At 38.1% G+C, this 19890-nt stretch carries 18 protein-coding genes and 2 pseudogenes; 6 read left to right on the forward strand and 14 right to left on the reverse strand.

The genetic code is table 11. The annotated features are described in order from the left end of the window. Positions 1-127: 127 nt before the first annotated feature. Entirely contained in the window at positions 128-1087 is a 960-nt protein-coding gene (locus FYJ25_RS08855) for a calcium/sodium antiporter (protein WP_096239690.1), read from the reverse strand. Positions 1088-1200: 113 nt separating this feature from the next. Further along, positions 1201-1962, reverse strand: coding sequence for a GTP pyrophosphokinase (locus FYJ25_RS08860; RefSeq protein ID WP_021906905.1), 762 nt, complete (start codon positions 1960-1962; stop codon positions 1201-1203). A gap of 309 nt (positions 1963-2271) precedes the next feature. Here FYJ25_RS08860 and FYJ25_RS08865 point away from each other — a divergent pair, with 309 nt between their 5' ends. Next, complete coding sequence (locus FYJ25_RS08865; protein ID WP_154581082.1) at positions 2272-3519, forward strand: cysteine peptidase family C39 domain-containing protein; 1248 nt, start codon at positions 2272-2274, stop codon at positions 3517-3519. A gap of 102 nt (positions 3520-3621) precedes the next feature. Then, positions 3622-4446: a hypothetical protein gene (locus FYJ25_RS08870; RefSeq protein ID WP_096239686.1), complete on the forward strand. Its 825-nt coding sequence runs from the start codon at positions 3622-3624 to the stop codon at positions 4444-4446. A 333-nt stretch (positions 4447-4779) separates the two neighbouring features. On the opposite strand, the gene FYJ25_RS08875 is transcribed toward FYJ25_RS08870, so the two are convergent. From FYJ25_RS08875 to FYJ25_RS08895, 5 genes are read right to left on the reverse strand one after another with little or no spacing between them, the layout of a single operon-like run. After that, a complete protein-coding gene (locus tag FYJ25_RS08875; protein WP_154581083.1) occupies positions 4780-6036 on the reverse strand; it encodes a glutamate-5-semialdehyde dehydrogenase in 1257 nt (418 codons plus the stop codon). Beyond that, positions 6033-6806 carry a glutamate 5-kinase gene (gene proB / locus FYJ25_RS08880; protein WP_096239681.1) on the reverse strand — a complete coding sequence of 258 codons (774 nt, stop codon included), beginning with the start codon at positions 6804-6806 and terminating at the stop codon, positions 6033-6035. The genes FYJ25_RS08875 and proB overlap by 4 nt, the downstream gene beginning before the upstream one ends. Positions 6807-6863: 57 nt before the next feature. Further along, positions 6864-7607, reverse strand: coding sequence for an amino acid ABC transporter ATP-binding protein (locus FYJ25_RS08885; RefSeq protein ID WP_154581084.1), 744 nt, complete (start codon positions 7605-7607; stop codon positions 6864-6866). After that, positions 7607-8275, reverse strand: coding sequence for an amino acid ABC transporter permease (locus tag FYJ25_RS08890; RefSeq protein WP_005346457.1), 669 nt, complete (start codon positions 8273-8275; stop codon positions 7607-7609). Before FYJ25_RS08890 ends, FYJ25_RS08885 begins: the two co-directional genes overlap by 1 nt. Positions 8276-8308: 33 nt before the next feature. After that, positions 8309-9100: a transporter substrate-binding domain-containing protein gene (locus FYJ25_RS08895; RefSeq protein WP_021906899.1), complete on the reverse strand. Its 792-nt coding sequence runs from the start codon at positions 9098-9100 to the stop codon at positions 8309-8311. 266 nt (positions 9101-9366) lie between these two features. On the opposite strand from FYJ25_RS08895, the gene FYJ25_RS08900 reads away from it, so the two are divergent. The 3 genes from FYJ25_RS08900 (at position 9367) to FYJ25_RS08910 (ending at position 11602) form a co-directional block, all read left to right on the forward strand. Continuing rightward, entirely contained in the window at positions 9367-9603 is a 237-nt protein-coding gene (locus FYJ25_RS08900; RefSeq protein ID WP_154581085.1) for an HPr family phosphocarrier protein, read from the forward strand. A gap of 134 nt (positions 9604-9737) precedes the next feature. After that, a complete protein-coding gene (locus FYJ25_RS08905; RefSeq protein ID WP_154581086.1) occupies positions 9738-11063 on the forward strand; it encodes an alpha-amylase family glycosyl hydrolase in 1326 nt (441 codons plus the stop codon). A 68-nt stretch (positions 11064-11131) separates the two neighbouring features. Next, positions 11132-11602, forward strand: a complete 471-nt coding sequence (locus FYJ25_RS08910; RefSeq protein WP_021906896.1) for an HD domain-containing protein — start codon at positions 11132-11134, stop codon at positions 11600-11602. A 103-nt stretch (positions 11603-11705) separates the two neighbouring features. Here FYJ25_RS08910 and hydF read toward each other — a convergent pair whose 3' ends face one another. The 3 genes and pseudogenes from hydF to FYJ25_RS15030 form a co-directional block, all read right to left on the reverse strand. Continuing rightward, on the reverse strand, positions 11706-12932 hold the full coding sequence (gene hydF / locus FYJ25_RS08915) for a [FeFe] hydrogenase H-cluster maturation GTPase HydF (protein WP_154581087.1): 1227 nt from the start codon (positions 12930-12932) through the stop codon (positions 11706-11708). A gap of 422 nt (positions 12933-13354) precedes the next feature. Beyond that, on the reverse strand, positions 13355-14380 hold the full coding sequence (locus tag FYJ25_RS08920; RefSeq protein ID WP_096239669.1) for a threonine aldolase family protein: 1026 nt from the start codon (positions 14378-14380) through the stop codon (positions 13355-13357). Further along, a pseudogene (locus tag FYJ25_RS15030) lies at positions 14380-14565 on the reverse strand (DUF6783 domain-containing protein); the annotation flags it as partial. The gene FYJ25_RS08920 and the pseudogene FYJ25_RS15030, both read right to left, overlap by 1 nt. On the opposite strand from FYJ25_RS15030, the pseudogene FYJ25_RS15035 reads away from it, so the two are divergent. Then, positions 14503-14736: pseudogene (locus FYJ25_RS15035) on the forward strand (DUF6783 domain-containing protein). The pseudogenes FYJ25_RS15030 and FYJ25_RS15035 overlap by 63 nt on opposite strands. Here the strand turns inward: FYJ25_RS15035 and FYJ25_RS08925 are convergent. From FYJ25_RS08925 to FYJ25_RS08940, 4 genes are all read right to left on the reverse strand, one after another. After that, complete coding sequence (locus FYJ25_RS08925) at positions 14661-16220, reverse strand: DNA/RNA helicase domain-containing protein (protein WP_330578323.1); 1560 nt, start codon at positions 16218-16220, stop codon at positions 14661-14663. The pseudogene FYJ25_RS15035 and the gene FYJ25_RS08925 overlap by 76 nt on opposite strands. Positions 16221-16242: 22 nt before the next feature. After that, positions 16243-16941 (reverse strand): DNA alkylation repair protein, encoded by a 699-nt coding sequence (locus tag FYJ25_RS08930; RefSeq protein ID WP_147607507.1) that lies wholly within the window; start codon positions 16939-16941, stop codon positions 16243-16245. A gap of 63 nt (positions 16942-17004) precedes the next feature. Continuing rightward, positions 17005-17652, reverse strand: coding sequence for a helix-turn-helix domain-containing protein (locus FYJ25_RS08935; RefSeq protein WP_154581088.1), 648 nt, complete (start codon positions 17650-17652; stop codon positions 17005-17007). Positions 17653-18111: 459 nt separating this feature from the next. After that, positions 18112-19821 carry an IS200/IS605 family accessory protein TnpB-related protein gene (locus FYJ25_RS08940; RefSeq protein ID WP_154581089.1) on the reverse strand — a complete coding sequence of 570 codons (1710 nt, stop codon included), beginning with the start codon at positions 19819-19821 and terminating at the stop codon, positions 18112-18114. Positions 19822-19890: the final 69 nt, after the last annotated feature.

A 19890-nucleotide genomic window follows, 5' to 3' on the forward strand; every position in this document is an offset into this window, starting at 1 on the left:
ATATAACACCATAGTTTCTTCTTGTCAACTATATTTTCTCATGTTTCGCAGATTACAAAGTCAAACTCCTTATCGTTCATGCACGAACGACGTTTGACCCTTTTGACCCTTTGACTTTAACTTGATATCACAAATTACCCCGACATATATATATCAAATAGCTGCTGTAGATTAATAATGTAAAGACTCCGTCTATTCTTGCTATTTTATTCCGATATAACATGGGAAATAATGCCACAACTGATACTAAAATACATACTGGCATATCAATCAATGCCATCTGCGTAGAAACAGGAAGACTTTTCCCTCCGAGTAATGTACATACAGGAAGGATAAATGCCGAATCGATCATGTTTGCTCCCACAATATTCCCTACAGATAAAGAAGATTCTTTTTTGATGATTGCGGTTACTGTCGTTACAAATTCCGGGAGGGAAGTTCCCATTGCAACGATTGTAACAGATATGATTTCTTCACTGATATGTAATTTTTCTGCAATTTCGCATGCGGATTTTACTAAAATTTCTGAACCAGCTACAATAGCGACCGCACCTATGAAAAACCAGACAAACATTTTCCAGCATTCTTTTTTCTGTGTTTTACTATCGTTTTTCTGATTTTTTCTTTGAAAGCCCTTATTTCTTTCTTGAAATGCATTTTTTATATTCATTATTAAAAATAAAATTCCGGCAAGTAATAGTAATATGCAGTCTGACCAATCAAATACTCTGTCTTTGAAACTTATCAGAAGTAATACGAGGGTTCCTACATATAAGATTGTTTTTATAATATAATCCTGTCTTTTGATTGCTGCCGGAAGAAAAAACAGACTGATTGCAAGAATAATTCCGGTATTTGCCGAAACAGAACCTACTGCATTTCCAATCGCCATAGCGGAATGTCCTTTTAATGCTGCGGCAGCCGATACGATGATTTCCGGCATTGTTGTTGCAAAACTTACTATCGTTGCTCCCACTACATATTTCGGAATTCCCAGAGTTTCAGATATTTTTGATGCGGCATCAACAAACCAGTCTCCTCCTTTACATATAAGAATCAATCCAATAAAAAAAGACATATAAATCATATACACAGACCTCCTGCTTATATCATTTAACTATGTCTTTTTTCTTTATTTATACCTATTTATAGCTGATTTACAATCAATTTATTTCCAGAGAATATATCATTACAACTTCTTCACTGACTCTTACCATCTTCCGCTTTTGCAAGAGGTGTCTTTAACACTTCTATTTCCTTACGAATCCGGTCCATCTTTAAATCAAGTGCTGCACTCTCATCTGCGCACAGTTTCAGATCAGCCGTTAACTGATCCGATACAATATCCTTCTTATACTTTAACTTATGTTCAAGGCTTGCCCAGAAATCCATAGCAATCGTTCGAAGCTGCACTTCTACCTTCATCATCTTCTTCTTATGTTCTAGAAAGATTGGCACTTCTACAATAAGATGCAGGCTTCGATATCCATTCTCCTTTGGATTTTCGATATAATCCTTACGCTGAACTAGAGTAACATCATCCTGCTCTAAAAGGCAGTCCGCAAGAAAATAAATATCTTCCCTAAAAGAACAGATAATACGGATTCCTGCAATATCTGTCAGATTCTCTTCGATACTTTGTGTTGAAAAAGGAAGATTTCTCCGATTTAACTTCTCTGTTATACTTTCAAGACTCTTTACTCTCGTTTTAATTGATTCAATAGGATTTCTATCGTGAACAAGAGAAAACTGCTCGTTTAATACACGAAACTTTGTCTCTACTTCCATCAGCGCACATTGGTAATATGCCATTAATTCTTTATAGGGTTTCTGCTCTTTCTGCAGCATATCATGTATCTCTTTTGTAGATAATTCCCGGAACATTCTTTCCCGAAGTCTCTCACCTATTGGAGAGCGCATTAAATCATCTAATGCTCCAAAAATTCTTTTTCTTTGTTCCATTGTCTTCATTCCTTTCGTTCTGTATTTCTATAACAAAATCATAGAAAGAGTTCATTTGTGAAATACTTTGTATAATTTTACCATGAATTATCATTTATCTCAATCTCTTTCATCGGAATTATGCCATAATATCCTATACATTTTATGCAATATGTTTGTTTTCATTTTTGATATTTCATGGTATAATAATGCGCAATGTAACATATATTTAATATTTTTAAGACTTTTGTAAAATGTAACATACTCTCTCGGAATCATAAGAATATCAAGAATACCGAGAGTACATGAAAAACAAACGGAGGGCTATCTTTGAAAAAACATTCTATTTTATTTTTACTTTTGATTATTTGCGGATGTTTTCTCATTCCATCGAAATCATTTGCATTTCAGCATGGGTATGAGAGCCATTCTGATTTCATTTATGCTTTGGCGCGTAATGAATTGCCAGTATATATTTCTGACTACAGTGAAGATTTAAAAACGATGCTTCCTAAATACAGTGGAGTAAAGGTTGTAGGTTCTTCTGGTTCCTGGTACGAGATTCAGTACACTTCTAAAAAAGGGACTATTAATTATGGCTGGATCACAAGGGAAGAGTTTCAATCAAACTGCCTGATTTATGACGGACGGGAAAAAAGACCTTTTGCGAATGGAACATACCATCTTTCTTTTTATCAAAACCAGAATTCTTCTGCTTTTTCTACGGATAGCTATCATGCATATACCGATACACTCACTTATACCTTTACGTATATCGGAAATAATTGCTACACTATCAAAAAAGCAAATGAAGATAAATATCTAAAATCGGATACCTTGCAGGAATCTAACCCTTATATTAATGAACTTTGGGGAACTGAAAAGGAAGCAGGTACTTTCCGCATTACCAGAAAAGGGAATTATTATATTATCTGCGATGTAAATACTAAGCGAATTCTGTCTGAAAATGACAGCAATCTTTTAGAATTTACCAATAACCAGAATGCTTTATGGCGTCTTACCAGGAATAAAAAGGCAGTTGAAAAGGGAAATCTTCAGGTTTTTGTCCAATTTGATCCCCTTTGGGGCAAGCATCATTACGGAAATGAAACAACACAAGATACAGAAACAAATAATTTCTGTACTTCTGGATGTGGAATTTTTGCTACAGTAAATGCTATTTACTCATTAAGCGGTCATTTCCCTGATCCATATGAACTGGCAAAATACGCTTCTGATAAACGCTATCGTATTGAAGATTGCGGAACTGACAGCGGATTTTTTAAGGCGGCTGCTGAAAAGTTCGGTTATAAGTATGGATTTTCTTATGATGGATGCGGAGAATCTTTTAAGGAATTAAAGCAAAAATTAAAAGCTGGTGATACTGCTATTGTATATCTGCCGGGACATTACGGAACAATTGTTGATTACAATGCAAAAAAAGATAAATATCTGCTAATGGATCCACATTATCTTCCAAAGCGTGGCACTTCTTCCTTTGGAGACTGGGTCAGCCAGAAAGACTTAGAAGAAGGAGCTCTCACAACGCAAATGTTCTTTTATTATAAGGCAAATTAATAAAATCGCAAGAATTTATCCTTTTTCTTTTTATTATAGCGTTGTTATTTAAAAAGCATTGTTATATAATATAGACAATTAGGTACGGAAGGCGGGTTACATATGAATCTAAGACAGATTAATGATTTATGGAATGAATATAAAGAAAAGTATGATTTGCCGGAAGATATTCAGATTTCGGCAGTACAGTATGATGCGGAAAAATATGTTGAAGGTTTTTTTAATATCCTTGAACTTCTTGAGGGTAAGTATATTTTGCATCTGAACCCTCGCTTTCATCTTTATAGTGACAGTTATGCCCGCTTTATTCTTTTCCATGAATTTACTCATTTTTATGATTTCATAAATAGTTCCTATGATGAGACGGAAGATTTATTTGTTTATATGAATGCTTATTCCGAATTTCATGCCTGTCGTGTTACACTCGCCCGTTTTATGGAGCGTCTCACGTTAAAAACCGTACATATCGATAAGATTCAGATTCCTGGTCCATTTAATGAGATTTCTATCCGCCATCTTTTAGAAGAAGGACTATGGAGAGTAAAGGTCAGTTTTGAGCAGTTCCTTGAAACATTAGAACCGAATGACTTTATTATGACCTTCCGCCAGTTAATGTATTTGCTGGGTTATATATCTCTCTTTGAGAATGATGACGTTTTATTAGAGCAGACTTTACAGTTTGCACATCTTGATACCGATGATTTCTTTGATTTATATCACGCTTTAAAAGAGATTAATTATGAAGAAATTTTAAGACTGACAAGAAAGATTTATAATTCTGCTTTTCTCATTTATTTAAGAGGCTTTTTCCGAAGAAACTATGACAGACGTATTCTTCCGGATGACGAGCTTGAGAATATCACAGCAGATAATTGCGATGAATATAAAGCAATCCTTGATCAAAGACAGCAGGAGTTTGCTGCTTAAGGTTGAGAATAAAGAGACGCCCTTATAAGTTCTTATTATATAAAAATGCTTCGTATCACTGCACTCAAAATACGCAATCGTATTTTGAGCTTGCTCTAAGGTGCATTTTTATATAATAAGAACTTATAAGGGCTGTTTATTTTCAAATTTTTTGGACTGATTTATAGAATTTTTTTATAGTAAACAGAAGGCAGGAAACGACATACTCTATATTTGTGGCCTCGGAGCAAGTGTTGGATGCAAGCGCTTAAGCGAACATTCAACGCGCCGCGACTAAAGTCACAAATATAAAGTATTTCGTTTTCTGCCTTTGTCGGTTTAGCCTATAAATTACTATCGAATCTGTCCTTCTCCCCGGATGATATATTTATAAGTACATAATTCTTCTAAGCCCATTGGTCCTCTGGCATGGAGTTTCTGCGTGGATATTCCCATTTCGCAGCCAAGTCCAAATTCTCCTCCATCTGTGAAGCGGGTAGAAACGTTCACATATACTGCGGCACTGTCTACTCTCATCGTAAAATAGTCTGCTGCTTCTTTTGATTCTGTGATAATTGCCTCACTGTGGCCCGTAGAATGTTTTGAAATATGTTCTACTGCTTCTTCCACGCTATCTACTACTTCTACCGCAAGAATGTAATCTAGGAATTCTGTATCGAAATCATCTGCTCCAGCCGGTGTTCCTGAAATAATTTTAGCGGCTCTGTCACAAAGACGAAGTTCCACTGGAATTTCTCCTTTTTCTTTGCGGTCTTCCACTAACTTTTTCTGTAATAATGGCAGGAACTTTTCAGCAACTGCACTGTGAACGAGTAAGACTTCTTCCGCATTACAAACACTTGGACGGCTTGTTTTGGCATTCTCGATGATTCCCAACGCTTTATCAAAGTCTGCTTTGGCATCGACATAAACATGACAGATTCCTGTTCCGGTCTGAATACATGGAACTTTTGCATTCTCCACACAAGAGCGGATCAAACCAGGACCTCCTCTTGGAATTAAGAGATCGACATATCCTACTGCCTTCATTAATTCTACAGAACTTTCTCTGCTTGTATCTTCGATAAGCTGAATTCCTTCTGCCGGAAGTCCGGACTTTCTCATTCCTTCTTTTAGTGCTTTTACAACTGCATCTGCACTCTTCCATGCTTCTTTTCCACTTCGAAGAACGCAAACATTACCACTCTTGATACAAAGTGCTGCCGCATCGCTTGTTACGTTTGGACGACTCTCATAAATGATCGCGATCACTCCCATAGGAACAGCCGTTTTTTCAATAATGATTCCGTTTGGACGCTCTACCGTTCTTATTACTTTCCCTGCCGGATCTTCCAGACAGATCAATTCTCTGATTCCCTTTGCCATTCCCTCAATTCGTCCTGCATCTAACATCAGACGATCAATCATTACATCGGAAATCTTTCCTTTTGCCGCTTCTACATCCTGCTTGTTTGCCTCTAAAATGGCATCTGTATGAGCTAAAAGTTCATCTGCCATATTGGCAAGTGCTTTATTTTTGGTCTCTGTATCTGCTGAGTTAATCGCAATTTTGGCTGTGACTGCCTGTTCCAGAATCTCTCTTGTTGTCATCCTTTTTTCCTCCCGATAAACTTTGTTCCAACTTTATCTCCATCAAGAATTTTATAAAGCAGTTCCGGTCTTGTTCCATTAGCGATAATCATATCAATTCCGGCATCCATTGCTATTTCTGCCGCATGAATTTTAGTGATCATTCCACCTGTACCAAGAGTTGTTCCCTTTGTTCCTGCTAACTCTTTTATTTCCGGAGTAATAGAAAATATAGTATCAATGAGCTGTGCATCTGGATTATTACGCGGATCCCCTGTATAAAGACCGTCTATATCACTTAAGATAATTAATAAATCTGCCTGAGCGTTTTCTGCAACGATTGCTCCCATCGTATCATTATCTCCCACAGAAATTTCCTGTGTCGCAATGGTGTCATTCTCATTAATGATCGGAATAACATTCAATTCTAATAGACGATTCAATGTACTCTGAAAGTTACTATGACTTTCTTCATTGGAGAAATCTAACCCTGTAATCAACATCTGTGCAACAATATGATTATATTCTCTAAATAACTTGTCATAAAGATACATCAATTCGCACTGTCCTATCGCTGCTGCCGCCTGCTTTGTGGGCATATCTTCGGGCTTACTTTTCATATTCAGTTTTCCTACACCCATACCAATAGCACCAGAAGAAACTAAAATAAGCTCATGTCCTGCATTTTTTACATCACTTAAAATCTTACAAAGCTTTTCTGTTCTTCTAATATTAATTCTTCCACTAGTATGGGTTAATGTTGATGTTCCCACTTTTACAACGATTCGCATAACAACCTCCTAAAAAAGGCACCTGTCAGAAACAGATGCCTTTTTATTTAAAATGTTTTATAATACTTTACTTAAGAAACTCTGCGTTCTCTCATTCTTTGGATGATCCATAACCTCTTCCGGGGTTCCCTGTTCCATAATAACACCCTGATCAATGAAAAATACTCTGTCTGCTACATCGTGAGCAAATCCCATCTCATGTGTTACCACGACCATGGTCATTCCTTCTGCAGCCAGTTCTTTCATAACATCAAGAACTTCACAAACCATCTCTGGATCCAATGCTGAAGTCGGTTCATCAAACAGCATGATATCCGGTTCCATCGCAAGAGCACGTGCAATTGCCACACGCTGCTGCTGTCCACCGGAAAGCTGTTTTGGCTTTGCATCTGCTTTCTCTGCCAGACCAACACGTTTTAACAGCTCAAGAGCCTTCTTTTCTGCCTCTTCTTTAGACTTTAACTTAAGTTCTACAGGAGCAAGCATAATATTCTCTTTTACTGTATAATGAGGAAACAGGTTAAACTGCTGGAATACCATTCCGATATGCTGACGAATCTTGTCAATATTTGAATTCTTTTCCGTAATACTCTGTCCATCTACAAGAATCTCTCCGGCTGTTGCTTCCTCTAAACGATTCAGACAGCGAAGAAATGTTGACTTACCGGAACCAGAAGGTCCAATGACACAGATTACCTCACCGGCTTTAATCTCTGCATCAATTCCTTTTAAAACATGTACATGTCCAAAACTCTTCTTCAGACCTTTTACATGAATCTTTACATCTTTCTCTGTTGTCATTACGCATTCATCCTCCTTTCAACATATCTTGAGATAAATGACAGAACTGTCACTATCAAAAGGAAGAAGACTGCTACCCATGTATATGTTGCAAATGATTCCATCGTTCTTCCTACATAAATCTTTGCATTATACATAACCTCTGATAAACCGATTGCGTAAAGAATCGTAGAATCCTTTAACGTAATAATAAACTGGTTTACAAGAGATGGGAGACAGATACGCACTGCCTGCGGAAGAATAATCTTCTGCATTGACTTTGCATAACTTAAACCAAGACTTCTTGCCGCTTCCATCTGTCCTTTATTAACGGACTCAATAGAACCTCGGAAAATCTCAGAAATATAAGCGCCTGCATTCAGGGCAAGTGTAACTAAACTGGCTGTAAATACGGTAATGCGGAACTGTGAGCCTGTAACCGCCTGAACTAACTGTGGCAGAGCAAAATAGAAATAAAATGCCTGCACCAGCATCGGAGTACCACGAATCAGCCAAATATAAAACTTTGCGATTCCACGTAATACAATATTACTGGAAATATTCATAAGACATACGAAAATACCGATAACCAAAGCGATGATCAGAGATAAAATCGTAATCTTAACTGTCATAGTAAGTCCAGTCAACAATGTTGGATAGACTTCACTTAAAACTCCAAATAGATTCATAAATTAACCTCTTACCTAACCTTTGTCTCTCAATTATTTCGCTGAGGTATATTTTGCAACGATCTCATCATAAGTACCGTTCGCTTTAATATTCTTTAAACCTTCATTAAACATCTTGAGTAAATCTGCGTTCTGTCCTTTTAATACGGCAAAACCATAAGGTGTAGAGAAGTTATCTTTCTCTTCTGCTACAATCTCAAGACCATTACCCTGAGAAACACCATAAGCCATTACAGGCTGATCTTCGAAACATGCAACGGTGTTGCCTGTCTTAACATCCTGGTACATTGTTGCGGAATCATCGAAATATGTGATATCAAATCCATATTTATCTTTTAAAGACTCAGCACAGTCAGCTCCCTGTGTACCTGTCTTTGCTGCAACTTTCTTACCTTTTAAATCTTCATATCCTTTGATGCTGCTGCCTTTCTTTACAGCCATACATACATAGGAATCATAATAAGCTTCAGAGAAGTCATATTTTTTCTGTCTTTCTTCTGTGATAGACATACCGGCAATTGTTCCATCTGCCTGTCCGGACTCAAGAGCAGCTACAGCGGCATCAAAACCAAGAGACTGTAAATCATACTTAAATCCCTGATCTTTTGCAATCGCAGCTAAGATATCTACATCGATACCTACGAATTCATTTTTATCATTTGTGAATTCAAATGGTGCAAAAGTTGTATCTGTCGCGATAATATAAGTCTTATCAGAAGCACTGCCTCCTTCTGAACTAGATTCTGCCTTGTTTGAGCTGCTTCCACATGCTGCTAATGATAACATCATAACTGCTGCTAAAGCTACAGATAAGAATTTTTTCATAATGTATCCTTCCTTTCTTAATTCTTATTATTTTATACTTACCATTCTATTATATCTATTTTGAATAAAAAATGCAAGAAGCTTTCAAAATATGTTCACTTTATTTTTTTTACGATTTTCTTTCTTCTGAAAATTTTTCTTGACTTTTTGCCTTATATGAAATATTATAAGCCAAAATCGTCAAAACGATTTAGTAAAAATTTATTTTTATACCGGCAATCTGTTTATCGGTATAATATACATTTATGATAAGGAGATGTAGAATTATGAAAACAGTCACAATCAAGTTTGGCTCTGTAGATAATGCGACATCATTTGTAAAAGCTATTGAAGATTTTGAAAGCCACTTTGACTTAATTTATGGACGGTACGTTGTAGATGCCAAGTCTCTTCTTGGAGTAATGACTATGGATATCCGCAACAAAGTTGATTTAAGAATCATGGAAAGAGAAAATGAGATGCCAACGATTATGGAGGCAATCTCCCCTTATATCGCAGCATAATTTTTTCTTCAAATCTCATGGCTAAATTGGACCTTCCAATTTGAATCCTAATAGAATTTATGCTATAATGAAAATGCTCGGAGGCTCAATTTTTAAGGCTGACGAGCATTTTCTATATTTAGGAGGGACAGCTTATGTGGTTCGATGAAGCAGTAGTTTACCAGATTTATCCATTAGGACTCTGTGGAGTTTTAAATGAAGAAAGAAGCAGCGATGACAGTGTTGTGGGACATTCCATCCTTGAAGTAAAGGACTGGATTTCTCATATTGAAAAGCTCGGTGCTACCTGTGTTCTCTTTAATCCTCTCATGGAAAGTGACTATCATGGATATGATACCAGAGATTACTACACCCTGGATCGCCGTCTTGGCACGAACGATGACTTAAAGGAAGTATGTGATGCTATTCACGAGGCAGGTCTTAAAATTTTATTTGACGGTGTATTTAATCATGTTGGCCGCGGTTTCTGGGCATTTAAGGATGTGCAGGAAAAGAAATGGGACAGCCCTTATTGTGGCTGGTTTCATTTAAGTTTTGATGGAAATACAGAATATAATGATGGATTCTGGTATGAAGGATGGGAAGGACATAACGAACTTGTTAAGTTAAATCTTGATAATCCAGATGTCAGACAGCACCAGTTCGATGCGATCAAACAATGGACAGACCTTTATGGTATCGACGGTCTCCGCCTTGATGTTGCTTACTGCCTGAGTGATTTTTACTTAAAAGAGTTACGCCGTTTTACCAGTACTCTGAAAAAAGATTTTGTTCTTATGGGAGAAACATTACATGGCGATTATAATATGTATATGAATGATGAGAAGTGTCATTCTGTTACAAACTATGAATGTTACAAGGGATTGTATTCCAGTTTTAACTGTGCGAACATGCATGAGATCAGCTACAGCTTAAACCGCCAGTTTGGTTATGAAAACTGGTGTATTTACCGCGGAAAGCATCTTCTCTCTTTTGTAGATAATCATGATGTCAGCCGTATTGCCACTATATTAGAGGATAAACAGCAGCTGCCTGTTATCTACGGCCTGCTATTTGGAATGCCAGGTGTTCCTTCTATATATTATGGAAGTGAATGGGGCATTGAAGGTAAAAAACAGGGACGAGATGAAGAGATTCGTCCTCGTCTTGAAAAACCGGAATGGAACGAACTTTCTGATGCAATTGCCGCTTATGCGAAGGCACACCACACTCACCCGGCTTTATACAACGGTGGCTATGCGAATCTTCTTGTAAGAGATAAACAACTCATTTTTGAAAGAAGCTGTGATGAGGAACGTGTTATTGTTGCAATCAATGCTGATTCCAACACATTTCACGCTGATTTTAATGCGCGCTCCGGTCTTGGAACGGATCTTGTTACAGGAGAAACCGTTGACTTTGGCGGCGGCATGGATCTTCCTCCATATAGCGCTGCCTACTGGAAGACAGAAGTGATCTAAGTCCAAATATTTTCAACAGATTGTAACAGGGCTATAATATAAATGATGATTTTAAAGGATGATTTTATATGAAGTTAAGCAATACAGAAATTCAGGAAATTCATACAATATTAGAAAAATACTGTAACAGTAAAGAAGCACGTTCCATGAAAAGTTTCTGTCAGCATGGCAGCGTAAGTACGTACGAACACGTTATGTATGTTACAAAAGTATGCTATTACTTAAATAAACGCCTGGGGCTTGGTTCTAACGTAAAGTCCCTTGTCATTGGTGCTTTTCTTCACGACTTTTATCTTTATGACTGGCACGAGAAAGATGACAGCCATAAGTGGCATGGATTTTCTCATGCACACACTGCTCTTCTCAATGCCAGCACCCGCTTTTCTTTAACCGATAAAGAAAAGGACATTATCGCACACCATATGTGGCCGCTGAATCTTACCAAAGTGCCACGAAGTCGTGAGGCACTTCTGGTATGTCTTGTAGACAAATACTGTTCTACTGTAGAAACACTTACAAAGCGTTCTGCACAGGCTTGATTTATGTGATTTTAATACAATAAATACGCATAAAAGAAAAACGATATCTCTAAGATGCACCTTCAGCCATCTAAGAGATATCGTTTTTTGTTGATTTTAAAATCTACAGATCAAATTTTATCTTTTTAACAAGATCGGGGAAGACTTGAATACTTCTTTCTAAAATTCCTTGCATATATGCAATGGCAATTCCGTAGTTTGTGAATGGGATATGCTGATCTTTTGCACACTTCATACGATACTTCATTTCACGTCCATTGAGCATACAGCCGCCACAGTGAATAATTAATGAAAATGGAAAAAGATCTTCTGGAAATTCCCGACCGGAGGAGGTCTCAATTATAAGATTCTTTCCTGTATAATTTTTCAGCCAACGAGGAATCTTTACCGTTCCGATATCATCACATTGACGATGATGTGTACACCCTTCTGAAATGAGAACACGATCTCCATCTTTCAGTTGTCGGATCGCTGCTGCTCCCTGTACCGCTTCATCCAAAAATCCCTTATATCTTGCCATTAAAATAGAAAAGGAGGTAAGCAAAATTTCTTCCGGTACCACCTGGCTCACCTGAGCAAACGCCTGGCTGTCCGTAATTACCATACTCGGGCGATTTCCCAGATCAGTAAGGAGTTTGGAAAGTTCTGTTTCTTTCACACATATAGCCGCCCCTCCCGCTTCTAATATATCGCGGATAACCTGCTGCTGTGGTAAAATCAGTCTTCCCTTCGGTGCAGCAGAATCAATTGGAATAACCAGTATAATGAGATCAGAAGGCTGAACAAGATCTCCGACAAGCTGTAACGTCTGATTTTCTGTTTTTATCTGTTTTGCAAGTTTTTCTTTTAATTCCTGAATATGCGTCTTTTGCAGAGCACTCACATATACCGCATTGTTATTATCCTCTACCAAAGAATCCTTTTGCTCTTCCTTAAGCATATCTTCTTTATTGTATACAAGTAAATATGGTATATCTTTTTCTTTAAAAATAGATAGCAATTCTTCATCGCATTGCTTTAAACCTTCTACCGCATCTATAACAAGTACTGCAATATCTGTTTTGTTTAATATCTGCTTTGTTTTCCGCACACGAAGTTCTCCAAGCTGTCCTTCATCGTCAAACCCAGGTGTATCAATGATCAAAACCGGACCTAACGGCAAAAGCTCCATTGCTTTAGAAACCGGGTCTGTTGTTGTCCCCTTTGTATCTGAAACAACTGCCAGCTCCTGACCGGTCACCGCATTTACCACGCTAGACTTTCCGGCATTTCGTCTGCCAAAAAAACCAATATGTATTCTTTCCCCGGATGGGGTATCATTTAAACTCATAAAATGCTCCTTTCAAACTATACTTGTCTACAGACGATTTTAAGAAAAAAATACAAAGTATTTTTATTCCGTCACGTTAAACATTCCATTCTGCCCCAAAACAAAACTTCTCGATAACTCTCTCAAAGTTTTTGGTCAGAATTCCATAACGTGAAAGTCATAAAAATATCTTTGATTCTTTTCTTAAAATCTGTCTTTGTAATAGATACTTTTTTCTTAAAAATATTCAAGTCGAGCAGCCGCGAGACTTGGCGCGTGATTCTGGTCAGCGTAAGCTGACATATTCTTTACAGAATCACTGCGCATCCTCGCGGAGCGTTTATCTCAGTCGGAGATTGGACTCTCACTGAGACAAATTTGCTGTCACTCACCACCTGAAAGAGGTGGGAGTCTTCTCGACTGAGATAAATATACTCTCTAATTTATAAGATTTCAATCAGTGCTTTGATTTCTTCCTCTTTTGTAGCCCAGCTTGTAGCAAGGCGAATGATCGTGTGGTTATCATCTGCCTTTTCCCAAAAGCTGACTGCTGCTTCTTCCTCTAACTGTTTTAATCTTTCATCTTCTAAGACCAGAAAGATCTGATTTGTTGGAGAATCTATATAGAAAGTATACCCCTTCTCTTTTAGAGCCTCTTTCAATGTATTCGCTGTTTTAATCGCATTTTTACTAATTGTAAGATATAAATCATCTGTAAAAAGAGTATCAAACTGTACACCAAGCAATCGTCCTTTTGCAAGAAGTGCTCCATGCTGCTTTATGATTGTCATGAAATGCTTCGGTGCATTATTCTTCGGAAATACAACTGCCTCTCCGCATAATGCTCCAACCTTTGTACCACCGATGTAAAATGCATCACATAAAGAAGCAATGTCCGCTAATGTTACATCGTTTTCTTCACTGACAAGACCATAGCCAAGTCTCGCACCATCTAAATAAAGTGGTGCATCATATTCATGACAGACTATAGACAACTCTTCCAATTCTTTTTTACTGTAAAGTGTACCGTATTCTGTCGGATGGGAAATATACACCATTCCCGGAAATACCATATGTTCATGGTTGCCATCTGCATAAAAATCTGCAAAATACTGTTTTACGGCTTTTGCAGTAACTTTCCCGTTCTTATGCGGAATTGCCAACACTTTATGGGCGGATGCTTCAATTGCTCCTGCCTCATGTGTACTGATATGTCCTGTATCTGCAGATACAACTCCTTCGTACTGCTCAAGCAAAGCATCAATAACCGTAGCATTCGTCTGTGTTCCGCCAACTAAAAAATAAATATCTGCCTCTGGACATTCACAGGCTTCCCTGATTTTCTGTTTTGCTGACTCACAATATTGATCTGTCCCATAGCCAGACAGCTTTTCCATGTTAGTTTCTAACAATCGCTGTAAAATCTTTTCATGGGCGCCTTCTGAATAATCGTTTACAAAATCTAGCATTATATGTCTCCTCTAAAAAAAATTATTTTTATTATAGCACAAAATATAACAAAAAAAGTAGAGAAAACACACTTGGTAAAATACATTTTTTTAGAGCGTGTTCGAAAAATGCTTTCTGCAAGATGTGCGTTACAATTTGTGGGAGATTTCGCCTGAATGAGGGCGGCGTAGCGGGCTACGTCAACTGAATGAAGGCAAAATATACCGCAAATTGGGGCGTACAGATTGTAGGAATGATTTTTCAAACACGCTCTAGCGCTTCCCCATTATTTTCTTTTGTTTATAATAACTCCAGCAACGTATTATATACTTTCTCATTTTTCTTTACTACCAAAGCTATACTTTCCTTTGCATGATTCAACCTGTGAAAAATCTTTCTTACATACGAACTTCCATTTTTCATAAAACAGGCTGCCCTTAGATATCCTTCTTCATCATAATAATACCGCTCATCAAGAAGAAGAACTATTTTATCCATATCTCTGACCGCCTGCATTTTTAAATCTGCCTGTGCTTCCTGCCTCTCTGATTCTTCTATTTCAATCCACTGATATCCCTGCTTTATATAATCACTTAGCAAATTCTCTGCCTCAACATCATCATTGGCATATACTACAAAAATGTGCGGATATCCCCTCGAATTCATTCTTGGCGGCAAATGCATCATATTCTGAATAAATGTAGAAAGTTCCGCATTCGTCCGAATACGATTTGTCAATCGAAACACCTTAATATCTGTCTGATTTTCCAACTTTTTTATATTCCCTTTATCCATTTCTTCTGATGAGATAACATCTTCAGAATCGCTGGAAAATATCACAGGCTGCTCTTTGCTTAACTCTAACAATCTCTCTATCTTATCTTTGGAAAGCAAATGTGCCTCATCAACTAAAATCCCTCTATATTTTTCAAGCGGTATTTGTGTTCCGGCTTTTCTTTCTTCGCAATTGAATTGCTTCTTCTGATCATAATCTCGGCTGCTATCCGGTCCTTTATCCTGCCCGCTATTCTGACTGCCACTTTTCTTCTCGATGCGAATCTGCTCATCTGCCAAAAAATCAATTCTTTGCAAGCGCTCATGTAATATTCTCCACTTTTCTCCATTCTCTTCGCAATGTACCATACAGATTCGATGGCGAACAGACAGCTTCATAGCAATATCATAAAGAAGCAAGGTTTTTCCTGTTCCTGGAATTCCACTAAACCAAAAACAGCCTGATCGCTTTGCATAAATATCTCTTAAAATCTTTTTCTCAATATCTCTTTGCTGAGAAGTCAGGAAATATTCCTTTTTTAAAAAACGGACAGGGTCTGTTATCGGTGAAATCAAATATAACTCCGCCCGAAATAAATCTTCGATATTTCCTTCATAATTCATACCTTCTTTTTGTAAATCCTCACATAATCTTTCCCAGTCTGCATCCACGATATGATCATGATGTGTCAGACGAACCAGCCTGTTCTGGCTGCTAATATAAGTATAAGATTGAATTGGTCTTCCTAAAACAGATAAATAATAGCGATTCTGAATCAGCTGCTTACGAATTGCCTGATCCGAAACCACCCCACTCTTTAACTCAATATTTACGATATAATTGTCCTTAATCTGAAGAAGATCAAACTCTTTTCCCAATCTTGGAATTTGGAAAGAATAGAAAAAACGGAGGGAATATACTTCCTGCATATACATTTCCAACTGAGCTGCCAATGCTCTCATACTCCCCCATTCCCAGGTACGTATTTTTAAAGGAAACTTCCTTCCAGATAACTGCCTTTCCAGTTTTGATATATGCTCTATACTCTGATTTCTTGTAAGTGTATAAATTGATAGTGATTTCACTTTGTCACCTCGAATGGAATCATTACTTTATTTTTAATGTTCTAAGATACATTTTCTGCTCCGGTGTTATCCGATAACTCTCAATCGCTTTTTGAATTGTTTTATTATGTGTCCAGACATCCAGCTTTTTATCCTCTATAAATGGAAGAATGTTCTCATATTGTTTTGCAAGTGCCGTAGCAAAATACCATGCCCGCATCATATTCACATAATACTCTTTCGAACAAATCTGCATCACCTTTTCCGGATACTCCATCTGAAAATTTTCATCCAGATAATATCGCATCAACATACCAATTCCAAATCGTATCGTATATGTATACTGTGATTGTATCCAGCGATACACCTCTTTTATAAATACATCAAGATGCTTTTTTACCGTACGAACAGCAAGCAAATCACAGGTTGCCCAATTATCTATAAAAGGCAGAAATCGTTCCAGCTCCTGTAGACACTTTTCGTAATCCTTTATCTGCTCTAGTAAAAGACCATGCAGATTATTTTCTTCATAATACGAATGTGGAAGCACCTGCAAAAACAGCTTTGCCTCTTTAGTTTTACCAAACTCCTTTGCAAATGAACGAAGTACAGGAATCCGAACTCCGATAATCTTCTCCTTATTCACCGTCGGCATAAGCTTCGCATGAAAATCCCGATACTTTATATCCTGAAGTTCAAAAAGTTTTGACTGTATATCTTTTACTATGTTTTTCTGGTTCATGATTTTCCTTTCTGACGCTATATATTTATGGTACTGCCAAAATTCAAGTCGAGCATTAACTTTTTACAGTTCCGGATTTTCTAACAAATCTTCGATACTGCATCCTAATACTCTTGAAAGTTTGTAAAGGGTTCTCGCCTGTGCTTTATCAATATTATTTACTTTTTGCTCATACATTTGTATCGAACGAAGTTTTACACCTGAAAGTGCTGCAAGTTCTACTTGAGATATGCCACGATTTTCACGAATTGTTTTTAAATGAATTTCCTGTGTTACACTCATATATTTTTTATTCATATCTTCAATGAAATGCCCTATATCCATTTCATGATATACGCTATACATTGTAACAATTTCTGAAAGAGGTATTCTTGAAAAAATATCTTTGAATCGTCTACAGGTAGCCCACTGATACTCTGCCAAAGCCCAACCAGCCCAATAGACTTCAGAACGTTCCTCAGAAAATATTTTTTCTGGAAATTTGTAATTCGTATAAGCATACATAATGATTTCCTGAGCCAGTTCTATCCCAGATATTCCTGAAACAATCGCTGGATTTCCACGCTCAAATTTGTCTGCATATCCAGATTGAACAAACAGCCTTGAAAATATATCTGCATTAAAACGACAATTGCTAATCGCATAATCAAAACATTCAGCCAGATTTTGCTTCGCATCATATAGATAAGATTCGCTGTATGCGTGAATCATTGTCCTTCATCTCCTCTCTGAGAATATCCAAAACAAAAATATCATTTTTATAAGAATGTCTGTTACGAATTTCTTTTCGATACGTTTCTCTCGCATTAGAATCCCTTGCATTGAACTACCATGCCTTAACTATCTACGATAGTTACGACATAGATTCGGTCTGAAAAGAAAATTGCAGGGCAATCTTTTTTCAGAGAGAACCCCCGGCTTTACAATCTACGGGGTATACAAGATTTAGCTCGTGTCTATGGGTCCAGACCAACCATCACCAACTTTAACAGGTGTGCCTGTTTTGGCATGGGTCAGGCTTTCCGGCTCTGCAGCATCTGCTTCCTCCTGTTGGGAGCCTGCCGCATCCATCCGTTTCCCGCCAGTCCCCTAACCTTGGGGAAAAACGAGAGAGCGGTACAGCAGGCTCCATGTTTTCAGTGACATATATAAGTGAACAGTTACAAAGTTTTATTGCATGGAATAGGATTCTTTCCACAAGGAATAGTTTTCGTTATAGTTATGTACATTGGCATCAAATTGTTTCCATTTATCCCATACAGGCAGATTCTTCCGAAAGTAGGAAGGACCTGCCTTTTTTGCATGGGTAAAGACGATTCTCCAGCGGTTTTTCTGTGTCTTTGGCACAAGACAGTTGAGGTAAGATGGTAGTTTTTCTAAAAATCCCATCCCCCTGCGCCCGATTACATAAGCTGCGGCACAATGGATAGACAGATTCTTTAGTTTCATGTATTTTACTTTAGCGATAAGGCTGGTATACGCCGGGTTTACTTTAAGTACAGCGGTATCTTCCCGGAATGCCCTTGCCTCCACCATAGCGATCGCCTTACTGTAGGTAAGGGCGGAAAGCTTCCGGTTCTGCCTCTTTTCCCGGTATTCCATCTGTGCCTTCTTCCTTACAAAATCAAGGTCTTCCCGGACGATTGGTTTCTTCCTGTCTACAGCAATGGATACCAGCTTCTTTACTGCCACGCCTAAGATTTCTTTTGCATGACCGGACGACAGCCCGTCCAGTGTAAACGGGATCACCCCTGCTTTGATGAGGTTTCCATCTGACGAAACATCTGCCCATGCGATATGGTCATAATTAAAGTCGTAAGCAAGGACTCCATCGGATGTACTATAGTTAAGATAGTCTTTTTTCACCGTCAGGGCTGCCTTAAAGATAAGATATTCCCTGCCGTTCCCGTCTTTCTTGCGCTCCATCATATAGCCAACAGAGCCTTTCCGTTCTTTAAGGTACTGTGCCAGTTCTTCTCCACGGTAAGGAAAATGAACTTCATGGAACAGGATCTTCTCTCCATTGATCATTGTTACTTCCAGAGTGTGCCCCTCTGCATCATATTTACAGAGGTAATTCCCATCTGGGGAAACAGCACGACCGGAGAAGTTTACGATACGGTTTCTTGCAAAGTCACGCTCCTGGTGCCATGCCCTTAATTCTTTTCCCGTAAGGGAAAGGGTATCTTTCTTCTTGTACTGTTTCTTAGAACCGAATGTGATGCGGGAGGGAATCCTGCCAGCTTTTTCATCTGTCCGGCGGATCTTGTCTTCGATCTGTGCGATACGGGCTTTTGTCTGCCGGATCCGTTTCTCCAGTTCCCGTTCATAGACAAAAGGCTCCGCTTCTACGAGTTGGTTCTTTTTTCCACGATAGAAAAGTTTTCCGCTAGAATAAGTGAATCCCTGCTTTTGTACAGACGGGGCTTTTGGCTCTGTTCCTTTCCCAGCAAGATACCGCCCAAAGGCGTTCAGCCAGTCTTTCCCTGCCTGCATCCGCACAAGGCGTTCTTTTAAGGAATCTGCTTTCTCCCGGCGGTTCTCCTGCCGCTGCATCCGTTCCTGCTCCGCAAGCTTTAATAATTCCTTCTGGGATTTCCTCATTCCATTGACAGAAGAAAACAAGGATGTGACATAATAATCAGACAGCTTTCCTCCGTACAAGACACGGTAATGTTCTTTGAGAAGAGCAGTCTCTGTCTTGCCATCTACGGCAAAAGGAATCCCCAGATATTTTTCATTATAAGACTGGTTATAGTACCATTCCTTCATGCGGTTATACCGGAGAAAAGTCAGCCGGACCATATCCTGCTCTACAGAAGATAATTCATCCATATATATCCTTGCAGATGGGATTGTGAATGTACTTTTATACTCCATAGTCTTACTCCTTTCCAGTTAACCATACGATTGTAAATATGCTTTATTTATGCTATAATTATAGCACAA

Source organism: Anaerobutyricum soehngenii (genome assembly GCF_009697165.1).
Classification (GTDB): domain Bacteria; phylum Bacillota; class Clostridia; order Lachnospirales; family Lachnospiraceae; genus Anaerobutyricum; species Anaerobutyricum soehngenii.